We start from the raw sequence: 19,210 nt of genomic DNA, 5'->3' as shown, positions 1-19,210 counted from the left end.
GAATATAAGAGAAGGGCCTTGCCACGGAGCAAGGCCCTTCTTTTTATCTATCCCTGGCCGGTCTATCTGAGCCCGACTCTTAATCCTTGAAATCCCAGGAGAGGTTGGAGACCAGTCGGCAGTGGTCACATTTGAAGTCAAAGATCTCGTGCAGCGGCTCGGCCAGTGCCCAGTCTCCGCCACAGCCGGGGCAGAGGCGGGCTTTTTCCTCGGCGGCGTTCAGGCCGCCAACCCGGTAGAGGTAGTAGTAGGTGGGTATGCCGGTCAGGGCCTCCAGCCGTTTGCCGAGATCGCTGCCCCGGCGATGGAGGCGACTGCCGACTTCGCCAATCTCGTGCAGCGCCGCATGTTCGGCGATGGAGCCGTTCATCTGCAGCTGATCGCACGCCTCCCAGTCCTCCTGCCACTTGATGATCTGCTTGTGATCCCCGTTAGCGATGGCGGGCAGGCGGTAGAGCGGGATGGGGGCAAAGTGATCGCCGCAGCGCAGTGGCGAGCAGGTGTGCAAAAAGCTGGTGTAGAGCAGCATCCAGCTGGGGCGGGGGCAGGGGTCAGTGCTGTCGGAGAGCAGGTCGGCCCCCTGCAGATGGAGCTTGGGCGCGAGCAGCCCCGCCTGGTGCAGCCCTTGTTCCGCCAGCTTGACCTGTTCGCTCTGGTTGTCCGGGTGCAGGCTGTCCTGCTCGGGGCAGACGACTCGGCTGACGAAATAGCCCTCGTGCATGCTGGTGGGGAACTCGCGCCCGAGGATCTGGCCCTGATAGCGCAGCATGTCGAGATAGTTGACGATGGCACGCTCGGCTTCGCCCAGCGAGGTGTCGCGGTAGCATTCAAAACAGAGTTCGACGATATACATGACTCAGATCTGCCCCTGGCGGATCAGCAGTTCGGTCAGTCGATCCAGTTTTTGTTCGAGGCGGTTCAGCTGTTCGCCCAGCTGTTGCAGCGTCGGCTCGCCCACAGGTTGTGGCGTTTCTTCTGGCTGACTGGTGGCCAGTTGTGGCTCGGCAGGCTGTTGTTTCCACTGGCTCAACACTTTGAGCAATTCGGCCATGGGGATGGGCTGGCTCAGGCGAGCCTTGATCATGGCGGTGGTGGGGGTCAGGCCCCGGGCGGCCAGTTCATTGGCGATACGGATGATCTCGTGGGCGGACATTAGCGTGCTCTGGAGGGATGGGAGATTGATGGGGGATCTTAACCAAACCCCAATGGTGAGGAAAGAGGTTGCCTAGCGGAGCTGGCGCAGCATCACGTCCAGCTGATCGATCGCCTCGCACCAGTCCGAGTCGTGCCACAGGGCATCACGTAGAAAGCTGGCCTGGGAGCGGTTCCAGAAACTGGCTTCCGGCAGCAGGGTTTCATTGTCGAGGTGATGCTCATGCACGAAGCGGTGCAGGCTCAGCTCGTCGTTGGCCATGCCCAACTGGGCAAACAGGGCCGGCAGGTCGTGGACAAGGGGTTCCATCTCGTTTCTCCCGTTGCTTGACCCTGAGATTATAGCCAGCCAGTTCCCCCTGTTGCGGCCAGGCCCGGGTTCAAAGTGAGGGCATGCGGTGTGGTGGCAGTTCGACGCCGACCACGTGCAATCCCTGCATCTTGAGAGTGCCCTGATAATGGCTCTCGCCGTCGCTGGAGAATTCGAACTGGTAGTGGGTCAGCAGACGCAGTGGTTGGCGGGCCAGCTCGCGCTTGCCACGGGCCAATGACAGGAGCTGCAGGTCGTGGTGCTGACAGTAGCGACGCATATATTGCCAGGCCAGCTCGGCCTGTCGTCGCTGCTGCCAGAAGAGTCCGCCGATGGCCATCAGCAGCAGGATTCAGAGCATCTCTCCCATGGAGGGGCTTCCTTGTTGTCCGTGTGATGACGGGAATCCCCATGCCGGGCTTCCCGTCTCCTTTTCGTTGTCCGTGCGCGAACGCGGGATCAGGCCGAGGCGAACAGACGGCCGATGGCCTTGCCCAGTGCCTCGCTGCGCTCTGGGTCGCGCAGCCTGGCCAGCATATCATTGCGCAGGGCCGGCAAGGTGACCAGTTCGGCAAAAACCTGATTGAAGAACTGGGTCGGTTGCAGGGCCAGCTGCTCCAGATAGTGGCTGAGCAGATCGGCATTTTTCAGATCGGGCCAGAGCCGGCCGGCGATGGCAAGCAGCAGGGCCGGACTGGGCTGGGTTTGCAGCAGGGTCAGCAGCTTGTTGGTGCGCAGGGTATTGCCGTTGCAGGAGGCCAGCGCCCGGCACAGATAGGCGAGGGTCTCGGGATTGGGGGCGGCGCACTCCTGCTCCCGGCCGATGCGCTCCAGCAGGGCACCTTGCACTGCCGGTGGCAGGGGGGCGCTCTCCAGACTCTGGCAGAGGGCATAGAGGGGCTCCAGCGGCAGGGTCGGCAAAGCCTTGCACACCAGGGCCAGGTTACGCTCATCGTGCAGCCGCTCCGCCAGATCGGCGAAGCCCTGTACCCCCAGGGTTTGCCAGCCATCGGCACCGGGCGCCGCCAGATAATGGCGCAGGGCATCGTAATAGGCGGACGGTGCCTGCTCCAGTTGATAGGCCAGCTTGGCATGCAGACTGGCCATCTTGGCCTCGGCCGGGCGGAAGGTATAGGGATTGTCGGCCAGCCGTTGGGCCTTCTCTTCATCCAGCTCGCCAGTCAGCTTGTAGCCCAGGGTTTCCACTACCTGGTCCATGAAGTGTTTGGGGCCGCTTGAGATGAGCAGGCCGCGCTCATCGAGGGCAAACTTGAGGAACCAGAGGTAGTGACGGGATTCGGCAGGCTGGAAGAAGTGGACGCCAAGCCAGGCATGCTGCTGCAGGGGCCAGGGGTAGGGCTCCTGCTGCTGTTCGATGCGAACGAAGAGATCGCTTGGCAGCGGGCGCACCTGGCGGCCCATGTCAAACAGCTGGAACTGGGTTCCTGCCTGGGTCAGAAATTCGGTCAGGGTATTGATGCTTGAAGCGGTGGCAGACATGGTGTAATCCGGCTTTGGGTGATGCGGGCCGATTATAAGGCCCTCGCCGAGGATCGCCAGTGGTTGCCACGGTTCGCCATGGCAGCCGTGCGGGGCGAGGTGTATAGTATCGCCCTTTTTTGACGGCGGCAGGCCCGGTCCGGCCGCCAGGCGATCGCGTCATGTTCGCCGCCCAAGGATCAACCCGTGGTGAAGAGGAAGAGAGCGAGATGAATCAATATTTGCTGGTAGCTGGCCTGTTGGGGGAACTCACCGCCGAGTTGCAACGCCTCGAACGCTGGCAAGCCGAACACCCTGGCGAGGAGGCGCTGGCGAGCAACCTGCCTTTTTGTGTCGATACCCTGAGCTTCGATCAGTGGCTGCAGTTCGTGCTGATCCCGCGCATGGAGCAGCTGGTGCTGCTGCAGGCCCCGTTGCCGAGCAACGTCTCCATCTATCCCATGGCCAGCGAAGTCTATAAAGAGGAGCTCGCCGAGGTGGCAGATCTGCTGCGCCTCATCGCCCGTTTCGATCTGCTGCTTTCCGGCAAAGTGGTGGAAAAATGAGCCTGACCCTGCTTTATCAGGATGACTGGCTGGTGGCGGTCAACAAGCCCTCCGGCCTGCTGGTGCACCGCAGCTGGCTGGACAAGGCCGAAACCCGCTTTGCCATGCAGATGACCCGGGATCTGATCGGGGGCCGCCATGTCTACCCGGTTCATCGCCTCGATCGTCCCACCTCAGGAGTGCTGCTGTTTGCGCTGGATCCAGCCGTAGCCCGCACCCTGACCGAGGCGTTTGCCAATCGCCAGGTACAAAAGGAGTACCTGGCGCTGGTGCGGGGCTGGGCGCCCGAGCAAGGGGTGATCGACTATCCCCTCAAGGAGCAGCTGGACAAGATAGCCGACGCCATGAGTGACCCGGATCGTCCGGCCCAGGAGGCCGTCACCACCTTCCGGCGTCTGCACAGCGTCGAGCTGCCTTATGCCGTCTCCAAGAAACACCCTACCAGCCGTTACAGCCTGGTCAAACTGTTCCCGAAGACAGGTCGCAAGCACCAGCTGCGCCGCCACCTGGATCATCTGTTCCACCCCATCGTCGGTGATACCACCCACGGTGATGGTCGCCATAACCGCTTCTTTCGCGAGCAATATGGCTGTGAGCGCCTGCTGCTGGTGGCGCGCACCCTGAGCTTTGAGCATCCGGTGTTGAAAGTGCCGATGCGCATCCAGGCTCCCCTCGGTCAGGACGTGCTGCAGCTGTTTGCCGAACTGGGTTGGCCCGCCAGCGAGAGCGATTACTGAGCCTCATTCGGTAGCATCCCGGGTCTGCTTGCTGATAAAGTCGGTGATTATACCGACAACAAGTGCGTGCAGGAGGCAGGTAGTGGCGCAGATCGATATCGTGGTGGGAACCGTCTATGGTGCGGCCATGCTGGTGGCCGAAACGCTGGCGGACGAGCTTGAACGCAAGGGGCACCAGTGTGCCCTGCATGAAGAGGCTCGGCTGGAGGACATAGACCCCGGCCGTTTTTTGTTGCTGGTGAGTGCCACTACGGGGCAGGGGGATATTCCGCCCAATCTGCAACCTTTTGCCAGCGATCTGGCCGATCGGGCGCCCTGGCTCAAGGGGTTGCGCTATGCCCTGATCGCCATGGGTGACAGTAGCTACGAGCATTTCTGCGGGGCCGGCCGTCGTCTTGACGAGCAGCTGCAAGAGTTGGGGGCGAGCGCTGTGGTCCCCCGCCTTGAACTGGATGCCACCCTTCATGATGAACCCGAGCAGGTGGCACTTTCCTGGCTCAAGGAGTGGACTTTTCAGCCCTGAATTGCTTGCTAAATAGCGCCATAAAAATCCCCTGTCGGTTTGCCACAGGGGATTTTTATTTTCACTATCCGCCAACCCAATTGGTATCCATATTTCTCCCCTGCAAGGTATCTATTTCAAGATGCTAAAAAGTTATCCCGCTCATTTAGTGCCCAGAGGCCGCGACACAACGGGGAAATAAAAGTTCAATCATGAAAGCGATTTCAGTCATGTTTTTAAAAAAGGATGCGAAAATATTCACTTTTGCTTAGAAGCAAATTAATCGCTGGTACCGATTTCAAGTGCAATATTATTTCTTTTTTTAGGTGTATGGTGGTGTTTTGTTGCTTGTTTGGTTTGATTTTTACTTCCATTTGGCGCTGTGGGCGTTTGCCGAGCGATTTGTCGCCATTTTGTGAGTCTGCTCATATTTGTCGCGATATGCGCTCCCTATAATCGACCTCGGTTATCACCTGCAGGATTGCCTGGTGATATGAAGTTGAATATTCAGGATCACACTCCTCACAGCGGGAAATAAGGAATATGACAATGAAAATGAAGTGGCTCCCGATTGCAGCAGCTGTTACTGCCGCCCTGGCTTCCCAAGCCGCCTTTGCCGTAGATTTCCACGGTTACTTCCGTTCCGGTGTCGGTGTTTCCAGTGATGGAGACATGCAGACCCTGAGTAAACAAAAGGTTGGTCGTCTGGGTAATGAAGACGACACTTATGGTGAGGTTCAACTGGGCCAAGAAGTATTTAACAAGGATGGTAAAACTTTCTACGTTGATTCCATGTTTGCAATGGCATCCAATGGGTCCAATGATTGGGAAGGTACTAGCTCGGTATGTAATTTTGATGAAAAACAGTGCAATGGCGATTCAGAATTTGCTCTGCGTCAATTCAACGTACAAGCCAAAGGACTGTTGAACTTTGCACCTGAAGCCACGCTGTGGGCCGGTAAGCGTTACTACCAGCGTCACGACATTCATATCTCCGACTTCTACTACTGGAATATCTCCGGTGCCGGTGCTGGTATTGAGGGCGTTCAGGCCGGTCCTGGCAAGCTTTCCTTCGCTTGGGTTCGCAATGACCGTGGTTGGGATGGTAAAGACGGTTGGACCAAGTTTGAAGGCATGGATGTTAACACTCTGGATCTGCGTTATGCAGGTATTCCTCTGTGGCAAGACGCCTCTTTGGAAGTTGGTGTTGATTATGCGTTGGTTAACCCGACTGATGCTCAAAAAGATTCTACCAATGCTCAATATAAAAACGCCAAAGATGGTGTCATGTTGACTGCAGAACTGACTGCGGGAGTGTTGGGTGGCTTCAACAAAACTGTACTGCAATATGGTACAGAGGGTTATTCCAAAACAATGGCGTTTTATGGTGATGGCTCCTGGTACGGTGCTGAAGCCAAAGATGGCGCCGATGGTTTCCGGATCATCAACTGGGGTGTGATCCCCATGGGTAACTCCTGGGAGATGGGTCACCAGCTGGTGTACGGCGTAGGTAATGAAATGTGGGATGGCAACGACAAGTGGGAAACCATGTCTGTTGTAGCGCGTCCGATGTTCAAGTGGGATGATTTCAACAAAACAATCTTTGAAGGTGGTTACTTTAAAGATGCCAACAAATCCAATGACGGCACTGAAGCTAAAGATTCCGGTTACAAGCTGACTCTGGCACAAGCCTGGTCTGCTGGTTCCAGTTTCTGGGCTCGCCCTGAAATCCGAGTATTTGCTTCTTATGTAGCGTTGGACGACAACGATATGGCAGGCACTCCTTACAACAGCAACACATCCAAAGATACTTGGAACTTTGGTGTCCAAGCAGAAGCGTGGTGGTAAGCCGCTGTTTAAGTTAAGTTAACCACTGCCCCCATATGGGGGCAGTGTTGTTTCACCGGGTACGGTAACCGGGTTAGGGAGATAAGAAGAATGAAACTGGTAAAGATGTCTATCACGGCTATGGTTACTGCGCTGTTGGCTGGTTGTGCTGGCAGTATGGTGGTTCCGACTCAGGAGCATGCATCGGTGTTGAACAACGCTGAACAAGCTAAGCAGGCGTTGTTGCAGGCAGTCAGTTGCTGCAAGTCATTCAATGATTTTAGTTATGCATCTTTACCGGAAGGAGATACCTTGCTGGTGGTTGATGGCAAACAGCCCAGCTTTCAGTTTGAAGAGGGCATGAGTTACTTTGCCGCTTATCGCCTGCCCGTCAATACTGGAAATCTGGCTATCAGTATTGCGTCTCAGGTAAGTAAAACAGTGATGGTGCCCAAGGTCATCATGTTAGATAGCCAATTCAAGGTAACCCGTGTCCTTGGTGAATCAGTATTCAGCTATCAGCCGGCGCATCTGCTGGATAATGATCGGATAGAAGGGCGTGTATTTGTTGACCGCAGTATGCCTGGCAACGCGGACAGTGAGACCTATATGATCATTTATGCACCGGCGGATGAGCTTTCCACCAGTACCACCATATTGCATCCCTCCAAGGCATTCGCTCGCGCAAATGGGACTGTAGAACCGGACATCAAGGATCCTGTTATCCCTCATTCGCCATGGGGATTGGTACAGATCAAGGTGAAAGATATGGCCAAAGGCAGCGGCCTTGAAGCGGTATTCAAACCCGAATATGCCGACAAGGTAGCGATGAGCCAAGGCCAACAAGCAACAGGTGTGGTGACTACGACTGCAGTTGCAGCAGCAACGACGACCAAGGTCGCGGCCAAGCCAGCTCCGGCGATGCTAAGTGAAACCGAAGCCTTTTATCAATCCCAGATCGAGAAAGCGGTCAATGCCGGTGATATCGACAAGGCGATGCAGTTGGTCAGCGAAGCTGAGCGTGCCGGTTCCAGCAAGGCCAAGGCGGTGTTCGTCGATGCGGTGAAGCGTTCCCAAAAGTAGGGATTAACCCGACTTTTTGACTGAGCAATATATTTTTAAGGCCTCCCTTGTTGGAGGCCTTTTTAATCGGTAGACTGTAATAATAAAAAGGAGTTGGTTACATAGCGTTACATTGTGTTTCCTGTAGATATATTTGGAATTATTAAAATACAAAGCGAAACTGTAATTTATCTGTTTGTGTAATAGACTTATCGTGCAGTAATTTATCTTGTGAAAATAAGATTTTATTGCAGCCGAACAAGTTGTGATCTCCCCTCCAAATTCAATATTCCTCTCTCTTCGAAAGCAGCAATTTATTACCCGGTGGGTTATATTTTGATGGTCAAAATAATCAAACCCGATCCGACGATATTTGGATGAACTGTTGTTATTTCATTCAAAAAACTCGTTCAGGGAAGACAATCCATTCAGGAGCGCACACAATGTTGAAAAATGCTTTCTCTAATCTGCAAAAGGTTGGTAAGGCGCTGATGCTGCCCGTATCAGTCTTGCCCGTTGCAGGTATTCTGCTGGGGGTGGGTGCTGCCCACTTCAGCTGGCTGCCGGAAATCGTCTCCCAATTGATGGAGCAGGCAGGTGGTTCCGTGTTCGGCCAGATGGCCCTGCTGTTTGCAGTCGGTGTGGCACTTGGCTTCACCAATAACGACGGCGTATCCGGCCTGTCAGCCATCGTTGGCTACGGCATCATGGTCGCCACCCTGAAAGTCATGGCGCCGGTCATGGGCGTTGAAAGCATCGATACCGGTGTACTGGGTGGTATCCTGGCTGGTGGTATCGCCGCCTGGGCCTTCAACCGCTTCTACAAGATCCAGCTGCCAGAGTATCTGGGCTTCTTCGCCGGCAAGCGTGCCGTGCCCATCATTACCGGTTTCCTGTCTATCGGTCTGGGCGTGATCCTGTCCGTGATTTGGCCGCCGGTCGGTGGTGCCATCGGTGCCTTCTCTGACTGGGCTGCCAACCAGAACCCGGTACTGGCCTTCGGTATCTATGGTGTGGTTGAACGTTCCCTGATCCCGTTCGGTCTGCACCACATCTGGAACGTACCGTTCTTCTACCAGGCTGGTACCTGCGTCAACGGTGCCGGTGAAACCGTACACGGCATCATGACCTGCTTCCTGACTGCTGATGATGCCTCCCGCGCTGCCGGTAATGGCTTCGGCCAGCTGGCCGGTGGTTACCTGTTCAAGATGTTCGGTCTGCCTGCTGCCGCGTTTGCCATCGCTCACGCTGCCAAGCCGGAAAACCGTGCCAAGGTCGTTGGTATCATGGCCTCCGCTGCCCTGACCTCCTTCCTGACCGGTATCACCGAGCCGATCGAGTTCTCCTTCCTGTTCGTGGCGCCGGTACTGTATGCCATCCACGCCGTCCTGGCTGGTCTGGCTTACGTGTTGACCAACATGCTGGGCGTGGTTCACGGTCACACCTTCTCCAACGGCTTCATCGACTTCGTGGTGCAATCCCCGCGTGCCAGCAACATGCTGCTGCTGGTGGGCCTGGGTCTGGTCTACGCCGCTATCTACTACGTAGTGTTCAGCTTCGTGATCCGTGCCATGAACCTGAAAACTCCGGGCCGTGAAGACGAGACTGCCGAGGAGTCTGTGGGCCAAGGTAAAGACGAAATGTCCGCCGCTCTTGTTGCCGCCTTCGGTGGTAAAGAGAACATCGCCTCTCTGGATGCCTGCATCACCCGTCTGCGTGTCGGCGTGAAAGATGTGGCCAAGGTTGACCAGGCTGGTTTGAAGAAACTGGGCGCCGCCGGTGTGGTTGTGGCTGGTTCTGGCGTACAGGCCATCTTCGGCACCAAGTCCGACAACCTGAAAACCGACATGGATATCTGGATGAAGAGCAACTAATCCGGTTGTTTGAATCCTGGAGTTCCGAAAAGGGAGGCGCAAGCCTCCCTTTTTCCGTTCTGTAGCTTGGGTGTAGAGGGTTGCCGTGCCAGATAGGCGGAAATGAGGTGATTCACCGTTCTTTCTATATGGAGGGCAGGTGTTTGCCTCGAGAGTGGAGACAGTGATGTGGATTCTGCGTTTAGGGCAATAAAAAGAGCGCCATCAGGGCGCTCTTTGGGGAGGAGGGGAATTACAGCTTTTCGAGATCCCGCTCGATTTCGCTGATCTTGTTTTGCACCACTTTTTCCAGGTGACGCAGGTCGCGCAGGATCTTCTGCTTGATATCCGGATCGGCCTGAACGTGCACGCCCTGAGTCAGGTTGTCCAGCTCGTCCACCACATACTTGAGATTGGCGTTGATCTCGGTGACATCCTTGTACTCATGGGTACCCGAGTCGACCAGCATGGTCTTGCGCTGGCGGGGGTATTTGAATTTCACGCTCTTGGCGAAGAACTCGCCTTTCTGCTTCTTGAAGTAGATCTTGAGGATATCGTGGTTGGCCTCCTGGCGCAGGGTGTAGCTGTCGACGGAGGCGGGATCCTGGATCCCCAGGCTCTTCAGATTCTCGTACATCAGGCTTCCTTGGTTTGAAACGATCCTGTGTCATCTATCTTAACCGAGCGGGTGTGGCTTGCCTGTGACAGGGGCGCCAAAATCCAAATGGGGTTCAAAAGGCCCTTTCTGCCTTCTCCGAACATCATGCGAGATGCACCGACAGAGCATTCTTCGACGATAAAAAAAGAGCGCCATCAGGCGCTCTTTTTCAAAGGACTGCCAGTTACTCGTCGATGGCGCGCAGCAGGGCATTGATGCCCACCTTGGCGCGAGTCTTGGCATCGACTTTCTTGACGATCACCGCAGCGTACAGGCTGTACTTGCCGCACTTGGAGGGCAGGGAGCCGGAAACCACAACGGAACCCGCCGGTACGCGGCCGTAGTGAATTTCGCCGGTTTCGCGGTCATAGATGCGGGTGGACTGGCCGATGAAGACGCCCATGGAGATGACGGAGCCTTCTTCCACGATGACGCCCTCAACCACCTCGGAACGGGCGCCGATGAAGCAGTTGTCCTCGATGATGGTCGGGTTGGCCTGCAATGGTTCCAGCACGCCGCCGATGCCGACGCCGCCGGAGAGGTGGACGTTCTTGCCGATCTGGGCACAGGAACCGACGGTGGCCCAGGTGTCGACCATGGTACCTTCGTCAACGTAGGCACCGATGTTGACGTAGGAGGGCATCAGCACGGTATTGGGGGCGATGAAGGAGCCTTTGCGGGCGGTCGCCGGCGGCACCACACGCACACCCGCTTCGCGGAACTGCTCTTCGGTGTAGTTGGAAAACTTGAGGGGAACCTTGTCGTAGTACTGGGCATCGTCACCCTTGATGATGCCGTTGTCGTTGATGCGAAACGAGAGCAGCACTGCCTTCTTCAGCCACTGGTGAACAACCCACTCACCGGCAATCTTCTCGGCAACGCGGGCCTTGCCGGAGTCCAGCAGGTCGATGGCTTGCAGGATGGCGGATCTGGTGGCGCTATCCACTGTACCCGGGGTAATGGTGTCGCGGCGCTCGAAGGCCGATTCAATGATCTGTTGCAACTCGGTCATGACAGGTTTCCTTTAAAAAATTCTGTTTGTTGTATCACACTTTTCCGATCGTGTTTAAGAGGGGAAACCCGATTTCTTCAGTCTTGTGGCCATTTCTGTGTCACCCCTGGTGAGGCCTTTGGTTTCTCAGGGTAAAAATGCTCTGTAAACAGTCTCTTGCGAGGCTTTTTTGCTCACGTCACAGTCAGGATTGCTGCGGATTGAGCTGGTGCACCAGCCGCTCTTCCAGTTGCAGCTGTTGTTCCGTCGTCAGGGGATCTCCCGTCAGATTGGTGAGGCTGAAAAAGTCCTCTACCCGCTCCCCTATAGTGGTGATCTTGGCGGCGTGGAGCGACAGCCCGCACTGCTGGAATACGGCGCCGATGCGGGCCAGCAAGCCTGGTGTATCGAGCGCCGTCAGCTCCATCAGGGTGTGGCGGGTCTCTCCCTTATGGGGCAGAAACACCACCCGGGTCGGTACGCTGAACTGGCGGTGGCGTCGTGACAGCGGCTTGCTGCGCAGCACCAGCTTGCCAGGCTCCTGCAACGCTTTCTCCAGCGCCTTCTTGATGGGCGCGGTACGGTTCGGGCTGATAGGCTCGCCGCTCGGCTCCAGCACCACGAAGGTATCGAGCACGAAGTTGCTGCGCGAGTTCATGATCTGGGCGTCGTGGATGTTGAGGTTCTTCTGATCCAGTGCCGAGGCCACGGTGGCGAACAGGTTCGGGGTGTCGCGACAGTAGATAAATACCTCGCTGCCACCCCGGGTCGGGTGTTTGCCGATGATCACCAGAGGGGCCGGGTTGTCGCCGTGTTCGATGATGTGGCGGCAGTGCCAGGCGATCTGTTCAGGGCTGTGGCGCAGGAAGTAGTCGGCCTTGAAGTCGGCCCACAAGCGGTTGACGGCTTCTTCCGATACATCCCGCTGGGCCAGGAGCTGTTTGGCCTGACGCTGGTTTTCGCGGATCCGCAGGCGCATGTCCGGCGGGTTTTCCAGCCCCTGGCGCAGCGCCTTCTGGGTAGCGAAGTAGAGTTCCCGCAGCAAAGTGCCCTTCCAGTCGTTCCACAGGGTGTCGTTGGTGGCACAGATGTCGGCCACCGTCAGGCAGTAAAGCAGGTCGAGATGCTGCTCGTCGCGCACCTTCTGGGCAAAGTCGGTGACGACCTCGGGGTCGTAGATGTCGCGGCGTTGGGCGGTCACCGACATCAGCAGGTGATGGCGCACCAGCCAGGCGACCAGCCGGCTCTCATAGCGATCAAAACCGTGCAGCTGGCAAAACTCCAGCGCATCGACGGCGCCGAGCTCTGAGTGATCGCCACGCCGCCCCTTGGCGATGTCGTGGAACAGGGCGGCTACATAGAGCAGCTCCGGCTTGCGCAGCCGGGTAAACACCTCGTGGCAGAGCGGGTGGGTCTGGCGGCTGGCCGGATTGGGAAACTGATGGATGTTCTTGAGCAGCCGGTGGGTATGTTCATCCACCGTGTAGGCATGGAACATGTCGAACTGCATCTGGCCAACGATGAGGTTCCACTGGGGCAGGTAGGCCGCCAGGATCCCGTACTTGTGCATCAGACTGAGGGGTTGGCCGATGCCATTGGGATGACGCAACAACGCCATGAACAGACGGCGGCACTCGGGGATATCCTGCAGCCAGCAGTTGAGCTTGCGCCGCGCCTCGCGCAACTGGCGCAAGGTGGCCGAGTGAATGCCGGCTATCTCGGCATGCTGTGCCATCTGGTAGAAGAGGCGCAGGATGGCGGCGGGTTCGCGGGCAAACAGCTCGGCGTCCACCGCATCGATGAGGCGGCCACGGAGCTGGAATTCATCGGAGAGGCGGCGCACGTCCATGGCGGTGTTGCCGAGGATCGCCTCGTCAAACAGCTGCAACAACATCTCGTTGAGTTCGGAGACTCGCCGCACCGTCTGGTAGAAGCGCTTCATCATCTGCTCGACCGGGGTGTTGCCTTCCCCCTCGACCCCCAGCATCTGGGCCACGGTGCGCTGGCGATCGAACAGCAGGCGGTTGTCCCCCTTGTTGATGGCCATGTGCAGGGCGAAGCGTACCTTCCACAGGAAATTCTGGCAGTCGAGTAGTTCGCGGTATTCGGCGCGATTGAGAAAACCGTGGCTGGTCATCTCGAACAGGGTGGTGGCACCGAAGTGGCGGCGAGCCACCCATGCGAGGGTCTGGATATCGCGCAGCCCCCCCGGATTGCACTTGAGATCGGGTTCGAGCTTGTAGGCGGTACCGAGGAACTGCTGGTGGCGTTCGGCCTGCTCCTGGCGCTTGGCGCGAAAGAAGGCCTCGCTCGGCCAGAAGTGTTCTGGGCCGGTTGCCTCCCTGAGCTGCTGAAAGCCCGCCTGGCGGCCGGTGATGTAGCGCGCCTCAATCAGGTTGGTGGCCACAGTGATGTCGGCCCGCCCCTGCTCGATGCACTCTGCCACGTTGCGCACCGCCTGGCCCACTTCCAGTTTCAGATCCCACAACAGGGTGATGAACTCACCGATGCGCAGCCCCAGCACCTCGTCCAGCTCGTCGCCGTCATAGAGGATCAGCAGGTCGATGTCGGAGTGGGGGTGCAGCTCACCCCGGCCATACCCTCCCACCGCGATCAGGGTGAGATCCGTCTTGTCGAAGCCGAATTTTTGCCACAACCGGGTCAGCAGCTGATCCATGTACTCTGAGCGGGTGGCGACCAGCTCGATGATGTTGTCGCCGGCGTCGAAGCGGGCGTGCAGCCAGCCAAGGAAACGACTCAGGTACTCCTTGCAGTTGTCACGGGTGAGCTGATCGTCGGGTAACAGGTGGGGGGAAAGCAGGCTGGCGTCCATGGCATCTCACACGCAGGTGGCTGGGAAATGGCGAAAACGGGCAATAAAAACCCCGGCGCTTCTGAGCAGGGCCGGGGTTCAATGTTAACCGTGTTTGATGAAACGGTCGATGGTGTCGTCAGGGCGCAGGGTCAGGATCTCGCAGCCATCTTCGGTCACCAGCAGGGTGTGTTCCCACTGGGCGGAGTCGCCGCCATCCTTGGTGGTCACGGTCCAGCCATCTTTCGGGTTGACCTTGCAGTGATACTTCTTGCTGTTGACCATGGGCTCGATGGTGAAGCACATGCCGGCCTTGAGCTCCAGCTTGCCGCTATTGCGGTAATGCAGGATCTGCGGCTCTTCGTGGAATTCGGCACCGATGCCGTGGCCGCAGTAGTCACGTACCACGGAGAAGCCGGCCTTCTCGACGATGGGCTGGATCACGGCGCCGATCTCGGTGATGCAGGCACCCGGGCGCACCGTCTTGATGGCGGCGTAGAGGCTCTCCTGGGCGACCTTGCACAGCTGACGACGCAGCGGCGTGGTCTCGCCCACGATGAACATGGCGGAGGTATCGCCGTGGTAGCCATCCTTGATGACGGTGATGTCCAGGTTGATGATGTCGCCGTCGCGCAGCTTCTTGTGATTCGGAATGCCGTGGCAGATCACATCATTCACCGAGGTGCAGATGGATTTGGGGAAGCCGTGGTAGTTGAGAGGGGCCGGGATGGCCTGCTGCACGTCAACGATGTAGTTGTGGCACAGGGTGTTCAGTTCGTCAGTGGTGACGCCAGCTTTGACATGGGGCGCAATCATGACCAGCACATCGGCGGCCAATTGGCCGGCAACGCGCATCTTTTCAATCTCTTCCGGTGTCTTGATTTTAATGGACATGGGATCTCTCTTGCGGCCTGCCGCAACAACCAGCAACGGCTGGTCGGGCAGGTAATGAAAAATAGATGCGTTTGCAATCAGGGCAAAATTTTATCCGCAACCCCTGCTCACTTCCAGTGTGATTGTCATCACAACGTCAAATCGACGTTGCAGCCTCTCCTGACGGGAGCCAGATTTCACACCCGTTTGATGTGTCGCCGGTGGTGTCCTGAGCAAACTTATGGTATAAAGCGCGCCGGAATGGGGATCATGGGTCCCTGTTTCATCACCCTTACTTAAACAACACACACACATCGACACCTGTACCGGGGTGCCCCTCTGGGGTCGGTTACATGGGATGTGTGGAGGCCTAACCCCAATACAGAGGTATAAAATGGCTAAAGTTTCTATGCGCGACATGCTGCAAGCCGGCGTTCACTTCGGTCACCAGACTCGTTACTGGAACCCGAAAATGAAATCCTACATCTTCGGTGCCCGCAGCAAGGTTCACATCATCAACCTGGAAAAAACCGTTCCGATGTTTGACGATGCCATGAACTTCATCAGCTCCGTAGCTGCCAAGAAGGGCAAGGTACTGTTCGTAGGTACCAAGCGTGCCGCGTCTGAAGCCGTCAAAGAAGCCGCTGAGCGTTGCGACCAGTTCTACGTCAACCACCGCTGGCTGGGCGGCATGCTGACCAACTGGAAAACCGTTCGTCAGTCCATCAAGCGCCTGAAAGATCTGGAAACCCAGAGCCAGGACGGTACCTTCGACAAGCTGACCAAGAAAGAGGCGCTGATGCGTACTCGCGAAATGGAAAAGCTGGAGAAGAGCCTGGGTGGTATCAAGAACATGGGCGGCCTGCCTGACGTTCTGTTCGTTGTCGATGCCGACCACGAGCACATCGCTATCAAAGAAGCCAACAACCTGGGTATCCCGGTAGTTTCCATCGTTGATACCAACTCCAACCCGGACGGCGTTGATTACGTCATCCCGGGTAACGACGACGCTATCCGTGCCGTTCAGCTGTACCTGAATGCTGCTGCTGACACCGTACTGGAAGCTCGCGCTCAGGACATCGTTGTTCAAGCTGAACAAGATGGCTTCGTTGAAGCTGAGTAATTGATAAGGTCTGTAAAGCCCTTATTAACCAAGCTGATGTAATTGGTTAGCAGGGGCCCTTGTGGCCCCTGTTTCTTGTCAATTCAAGACCGAGGATACTGGACATGGCAAACATTTCTGCCGCCCTGGTAAAAGAACTGCGCGAGCGCACCGCCGCTGGCATGATGGATTGCAAAAAAGCGCTGGAAGAAGCCAACGGTGATATCGAGCTGGCTATCGAGAACATGCGCAAATCCGGTCAGGCCAAAGCCGCCAAGAAAGCTGGCCGTATCGCCGCTGAAGGCGTGATCTTCGCCCGTACCGAAGGCAACGTTGCCGTCATGATCGAGCTGAACTGCGAAACTGACTTCGTTTCCAAGGATGCCGGCTTCCTGGCCATGGGTCAGAAGATCGTCGAGATCGCCGCTACCCAGAAGATCGCTGACGTTGACGCGCTGAAAGCCGCTGACTTCGGCAACGGTGAGTCCGTAGAGCTGACCATCACCAACCTGATCGCCAAGATCGGTGAGAACATGAACCTGCGTCGCGTGATGCTGGTTGAAGGTGACAACCTGGGTACCTACGTTCACGGTTCCCGTATCGGTGTTATCACCAAGCTGGTCGGCGGTACCGACGAGCTGGCCAAAGATCTGGCCATGCACGTAGCTGCCAACAGCCCGCAATTCGTCAAGCCGGAAGATGTATCTGCCGACGTCGTTGCCAAAGAGCGCGAAATCCAGATCGACATCGCCGTCAACTCTGGCAAGCCGAAAGAGATCGCCGAGAAGATGGTTGAAGGCCGCATGAAGAAGTTCACCGGTGAGGTTTCCCTGACCGGTCAGCCGTTCGTGAAAGATCCTTCCATGACCGTTGCCGAGCTGCTGAAGAAAGAAGGTGCTGACGTTGTTTCCTTCACCCGTTTCGAAGTGGGCGAAGGCATCGAGAAGCAAGAGACCGATTTCGCTGCTGAAGTTGCAGCTCAAATCGCGGCCGCTCAAAAGGCCTAATCGAACCGGTTTTTCCGTTTCCCCAGACCGCGACTTATGTCGCGGTCTTTATATGACCAGGAATCAGTGACATGAGTACCAATCCCAAGCCTGCATACAGACGTGTTCTTCTGAAGTTGAGTGGTGAAGCCCTGCAAGGATCCGAGGGTTTTGGCATTGATCCGGCCGTGCTGGATCGGATGGCCCAAGAGATCAAAGAACTGGTTGAGCTGGGTGTTCAGGTCGGTCTGGTCATCGGTGGCGGCAACCTGTTCCGTGGCGCCGGTCTTGCCAAAGCTGGCATGAACCGTGTGGTGGGCGACCACATGGGTATGCTGGCGACCGTGATGAACGGTCTGGCCATGCGTGATGCCCTGCATCGTGCTTATGTGAATGCCCGTCTGATGTCTGCCATCTCCCTGCAAGGGATCTGTGACTCCTATGTCTGGGCAGAAGCCATCAGCCAGCTGCGCGCTGGCAAGGTGGTAATTTTCTCCGCCGGTACCGGCAACCCCTTCTTTACTACCGATTCTGCCGCCTGTCTGCGCGGGATCGAGATCGAAGCCGACGTGGTGCTGAAAGCCACCAAGGTCGATGGTGTCTTCAACGAGGATCCGGTTAAGAATCCGGATGCCGTGCTGTATCATGAACTGAGTTATGATGAAGTTCTTGAAAAAGAGCTCAAGGTGATGGATCTTGCTGCCTTTACTCTGGCCCGTGACCATGACCTGCCGATCCGCGTGTTCAACATGAACAAACCGGGTGCCCTGCGCCGGGTTATCATGGGTGAGCCGGAAGGCACCCTGATCCATCACGTCAGCAAATAAGATAGATACGAGCTGTAGACGGCTCGTTCGCCAAAAGGAAAACCACTGTGATCAACGAGATTAAAAACGACGCCAAGGACCGTATGGGCAAGAGCGTTGAGTCGCTCAAGACCCAGATGTCCAAGATCCGTACTGGTCGTGCTCATCCGAGCCTGCTCGACGGTATCCAGGTTGAGTACTACGGTGCTGCCACTCCGCTGAAACAGTTGGCCAACGTGGTGGCAGAAGATGCTCGTACCCTCTCCATCTCCATCTTCGATCGCTCCATGATCCAGGCCGTTGAAAAGGCGATCCTGACCTCCGATCTGGGCCTGAATCCGTCCAGCAACGGCCAGACCCTGCGTGTGCCGCTGCCGCCGCTGACCGAAGAGCGTCGTCGCGATCTGACCAAGGTGGTGCGTGCCGAAGCAGAAAACGCCCGTGTGGCCGTGCGCAACATCCGTCGCGATGCCAACGCCGACCTCAAGGCGCTGCTGAAAGAGAAAGAGATCTCCGAAGATGACGACCGTCGTGCCCAGGAAGAGATCCAGAAGCTGACCGACTCCTTCGTCAAGCTGGTCGATGAAGCCCTTGCCGCAAAGGAGAAGGAGCTAATGGAAATCTAAGGCTTCGAAAGGTATATTACGAGCGCCGTGTAGTGCCCCTGCACGGCGCTTTTGTCTTTGTGGGAGAAAAACATGTCGCTTTTGGCTGCGTTGGGTGATTGTGCCAACTCGTCTTTGCCACGTCACGTCGCCATCATCATGGATGGTAACGGTCGCTGGGCCCAGAACCGAGGCAAGATGCGGGTCTACGGGCACAAGGCAGGCGTCAAGTCGGTACGCGAGGCGGTCACCTTTGCGGCGCGGGCCAAGATGAAGGCATTGACTCTGTTTGCCTTCTCCAGCGAGAACTGGCGTCGTCCGGAAGGGGAGGTTAGTGCTCTTATGGAGCTGTTTGTCACCGTGCTGGGTCGCGAGGTGCAAAAACTGCACGATAACGGGATCCGGCTCAAGGTGATCGGCGATACCTCTCGTTTCAGTGAACGATTGCAGGCAAAAATCGCCAAGGCGGAAGCGCTGACCGCCAACAACAAGGGACTGACGCTGAATATTGCGGCCAACTACGGGGGCCAGTGGGATATCGCCCAGGCTGCCCGCAAGCTGGCCAGGGCCGTGGCTGCTGGTGAAATGGCGGCCGATGACATTGATGAATCCATGCTGAGCAATGCCGTCTGCATGGCCGATCTGCCCCCCGTGGATCTGTTGATCCGGACCGGTGGTGATCATCGCATCAGCAACTTTGTGTTATGGCAGCTCGCCTATGCCGAGCTCTATTTTACCCCGGTATTGTGGCCCGATTTCAACGAAGCCGAATTCAGCGAGGCGGTCGCCTCTTTCGTGGCGCGCGAGCGCCGCTTCGGCTGTACGGGTGAACAGATCCGGGAATTGATCGCCGAGCAGCAGACCGGCTAAACCCCGCTCCCAAGAGAGA

Annotated in this window: 20 protein-coding genes; 11 read left to right on the top strand and 9 right to left on the bottom strand. The window is 57.0% G+C overall.

The window, feature by feature from the left end:
* Nucleotides 1-79 precede the first annotated feature (79 nt).
* From MRK42_RS16120 to MRK42_RS16100, 5 genes are all read right to left on the bottom strand, one after another.
* Nucleotides 80-853 carry a Zn-ribbon-containing protein gene (locus MRK42_RS16120; RefSeq protein ID WP_338611040.1) on the bottom strand — a complete coding sequence of 258 codons (774 nt, stop codon included), beginning with the start codon at nt 851-853 and terminating at the stop codon, nt 80-82.
* Nucleotides 854-856: 3 nt separating this feature from the next.
* Complete coding sequence (locus MRK42_RS16115) at nt 857-1,153, bottom strand: hypothetical protein (protein ID WP_338611038.1); 297 nt, start codon at nt 1,151-1,153, stop codon at nt 857-859.
* Between the two features lie 72 nt (nt 1,154-1,225).
* Nucleotides 1,226-1,462: a DUF2789 domain-containing protein gene (locus tag MRK42_RS16110; protein WP_338611036.1), complete on the bottom strand. Its 237-nt coding sequence runs from the start codon at nt 1,460-1,462 to the stop codon at nt 1,226-1,228.
* Nucleotides 1,463-1,532: 70 nt separating this feature from the next.
* Entirely contained in the window at nt 1,533-1,802 is a 270-nt protein-coding gene (locus MRK42_RS16105) for a DUF3301 domain-containing protein (RefSeq protein ID WP_354688335.1), read from the bottom strand.
* A gap of 119 nt (nt 1,803-1,921) precedes the next feature.
* The gene (locus MRK42_RS16100) at nt 1,922-2,962 is read right to left on the bottom strand and encodes a DUF3549 family protein (protein WP_042073174.1); all 1,041 of its coding nucleotides are present in this window, start codon (nt 2,960-2,962) and stop codon (nt 1,922-1,924) included.
* Between the two features lie 209 nt (nt 2,963-3,171).
* Between MRK42_RS16100 and MRK42_RS16095 the strand changes: the two genes are divergently transcribed.
* The 6 genes from MRK42_RS16095 to ptsG all read left to right on the top strand — a co-directional run bounded on the left by MRK42_RS16095 (nt 3,172) and on the right by ptsG (nt 9,509).
* Entirely contained in the window at nt 3,172-3,507 is a 336-nt protein-coding gene (locus MRK42_RS16095; RefSeq protein ID WP_338612498.1) for a YqcC family protein, read from the top strand.
* Entirely contained in the window at nt 3,504-4,244 is a 741-nt protein-coding gene (truC, locus tag MRK42_RS16090) for a tRNA pseudouridine(65) synthase TruC (protein ID WP_042027971.1), read from the top strand. Before MRK42_RS16095 ends, truC begins: the two co-directional genes overlap by 4 nt.
* Before the next feature lie 82 nt (nt 4,245-4,326).
* Nucleotides 4,327-4,767 (top strand): flavodoxin, encoded by a 441-nt coding sequence (locus MRK42_RS16085; protein WP_338611031.1) that lies wholly within the window; start codon nt 4,327-4,329, stop codon nt 4,765-4,767.
* Between the two features lie 528 nt (nt 4,768-5,295).
* The gene (locus MRK42_RS16080; RefSeq protein WP_042027969.1) at nt 5,296-6,594 is read left to right on the top strand and encodes a maltoporin; all 1,299 of its coding nucleotides are present in this window, start codon (nt 5,296-5,298) and stop codon (nt 6,592-6,594) included.
* 90 nt (nt 6,595-6,684) lie between these two features.
* On the top strand, nt 6,685-7,656 hold the full coding sequence (locus tag MRK42_RS16075; protein ID WP_201940800.1) for a MalM family protein: 972 nt from the start codon (nt 6,685-6,687) through the stop codon (nt 7,654-7,656).
* 422 nt (nt 7,657-8,078) lie between these two features.
* Entirely contained in the window at nt 8,079-9,509 is a 1,431-nt protein-coding gene (ptsG, locus tag MRK42_RS16070) for a PTS glucose transporter subunit IIBC (protein ID WP_042027964.1), read from the top strand.
* A 232-nt stretch (nt 9,510-9,741) separates the two neighbouring features.
* Here ptsG and MRK42_RS16065 read toward each other — a convergent pair whose 3' ends face one another.
* The 4 genes from MRK42_RS16065 to map form a co-directional block, all read right to left on the bottom strand.
* On the bottom strand, nt 9,742-10,125 hold the full coding sequence (locus MRK42_RS16065) for a DUF3461 family protein (RefSeq protein WP_005303475.1): 384 nt from the start codon (nt 10,123-10,125) through the stop codon (nt 9,742-9,744).
* 205 nt (nt 10,126-10,330) lie between these two features.
* The gene (dapD, locus tag MRK42_RS16060) at nt 10,331-11,158 is read right to left on the bottom strand and encodes a 2,3,4,5-tetrahydropyridine-2,6-dicarboxylate N-succinyltransferase (protein ID WP_338611026.1); all 828 of its coding nucleotides are present in this window, start codon (nt 11,156-11,158) and stop codon (nt 10,331-10,333) included.
* 184 nt (nt 11,159-11,342) lie between these two features.
* Nucleotides 11,343-13,970, bottom strand: coding sequence for a bifunctional uridylyltransferase/uridylyl-removing protein GlnD (glnD, locus tag MRK42_RS16055; protein WP_338611024.1), 2,628 nt, complete (start codon nt 13,968-13,970; stop codon nt 11,343-11,345).
* An 84-nt stretch (nt 13,971-14,054) separates the two neighbouring features.
* Nucleotides 14,055-14,843 (bottom strand): type I methionyl aminopeptidase, encoded by a 789-nt coding sequence (gene map / locus MRK42_RS16050; protein ID WP_042027960.1) that lies wholly within the window; start codon nt 14,841-14,843, stop codon nt 14,055-14,057.
* A gap of 373 nt (nt 14,844-15,216) precedes the next feature.
* On the opposite strand from map, the gene rpsB reads away from it, so the two are divergent.
* From rpsB to uppS, 5 genes are all read left to right on the top strand, one after another.
* On the top strand, nt 15,217-15,945 hold the full coding sequence (gene rpsB, locus MRK42_RS16045) for a 30S ribosomal protein S2 (RefSeq protein WP_005303470.1): 729 nt from the start codon (nt 15,217-15,219) through the stop codon (nt 15,943-15,945).
* A gap of 104 nt (nt 15,946-16,049) precedes the next feature.
* A complete protein-coding gene (gene tsf, locus MRK42_RS16040; RefSeq protein ID WP_338611022.1) occupies nt 16,050-16,931 on the top strand; it encodes a translation elongation factor Ts in 882 nt (293 codons plus the stop codon).
* Nucleotides 16,932-17,002: 71 nt separating this feature from the next.
* Entirely contained in the window at nt 17,003-17,737 is a 735-nt protein-coding gene (gene pyrH / locus MRK42_RS16035) for a UMP kinase (RefSeq protein WP_026457972.1), read from the top strand.
* 47 nt (nt 17,738-17,784) lie between these two features.
* The gene (frr, locus tag MRK42_RS16030) at nt 17,785-18,342 is read left to right on the top strand and encodes a ribosome recycling factor (protein WP_042027958.1); all 558 of its coding nucleotides are present in this window, start codon (nt 17,785-17,787) and stop codon (nt 18,340-18,342) included.
* A 72-nt stretch (nt 18,343-18,414) separates the two neighbouring features.
* Nucleotides 18,415-19,191, top strand: coding sequence for a polyprenyl diphosphate synthase (gene uppS / locus MRK42_RS16025; protein ID WP_223378746.1), 777 nt, complete (start codon nt 18,415-18,417; stop codon nt 19,189-19,191).
* The last annotated feature ends 19 nt before the right edge of the window (nt 19,192-19,210 follow it).

Origin of the sequence: Aeromonas sp. 19NY04SH05-1 (assembly GCF_040581895.1) — a bacterium.
In the GTDB taxonomy this organism is placed as follows: Bacteria; Pseudomonadota; Gammaproteobacteria; order Enterobacterales; family Aeromonadaceae; genus Aeromonas; species Aeromonas enteropelogenes.
This window is presented reverse-complemented; position numbering and strand designations above follow the sequence as displayed.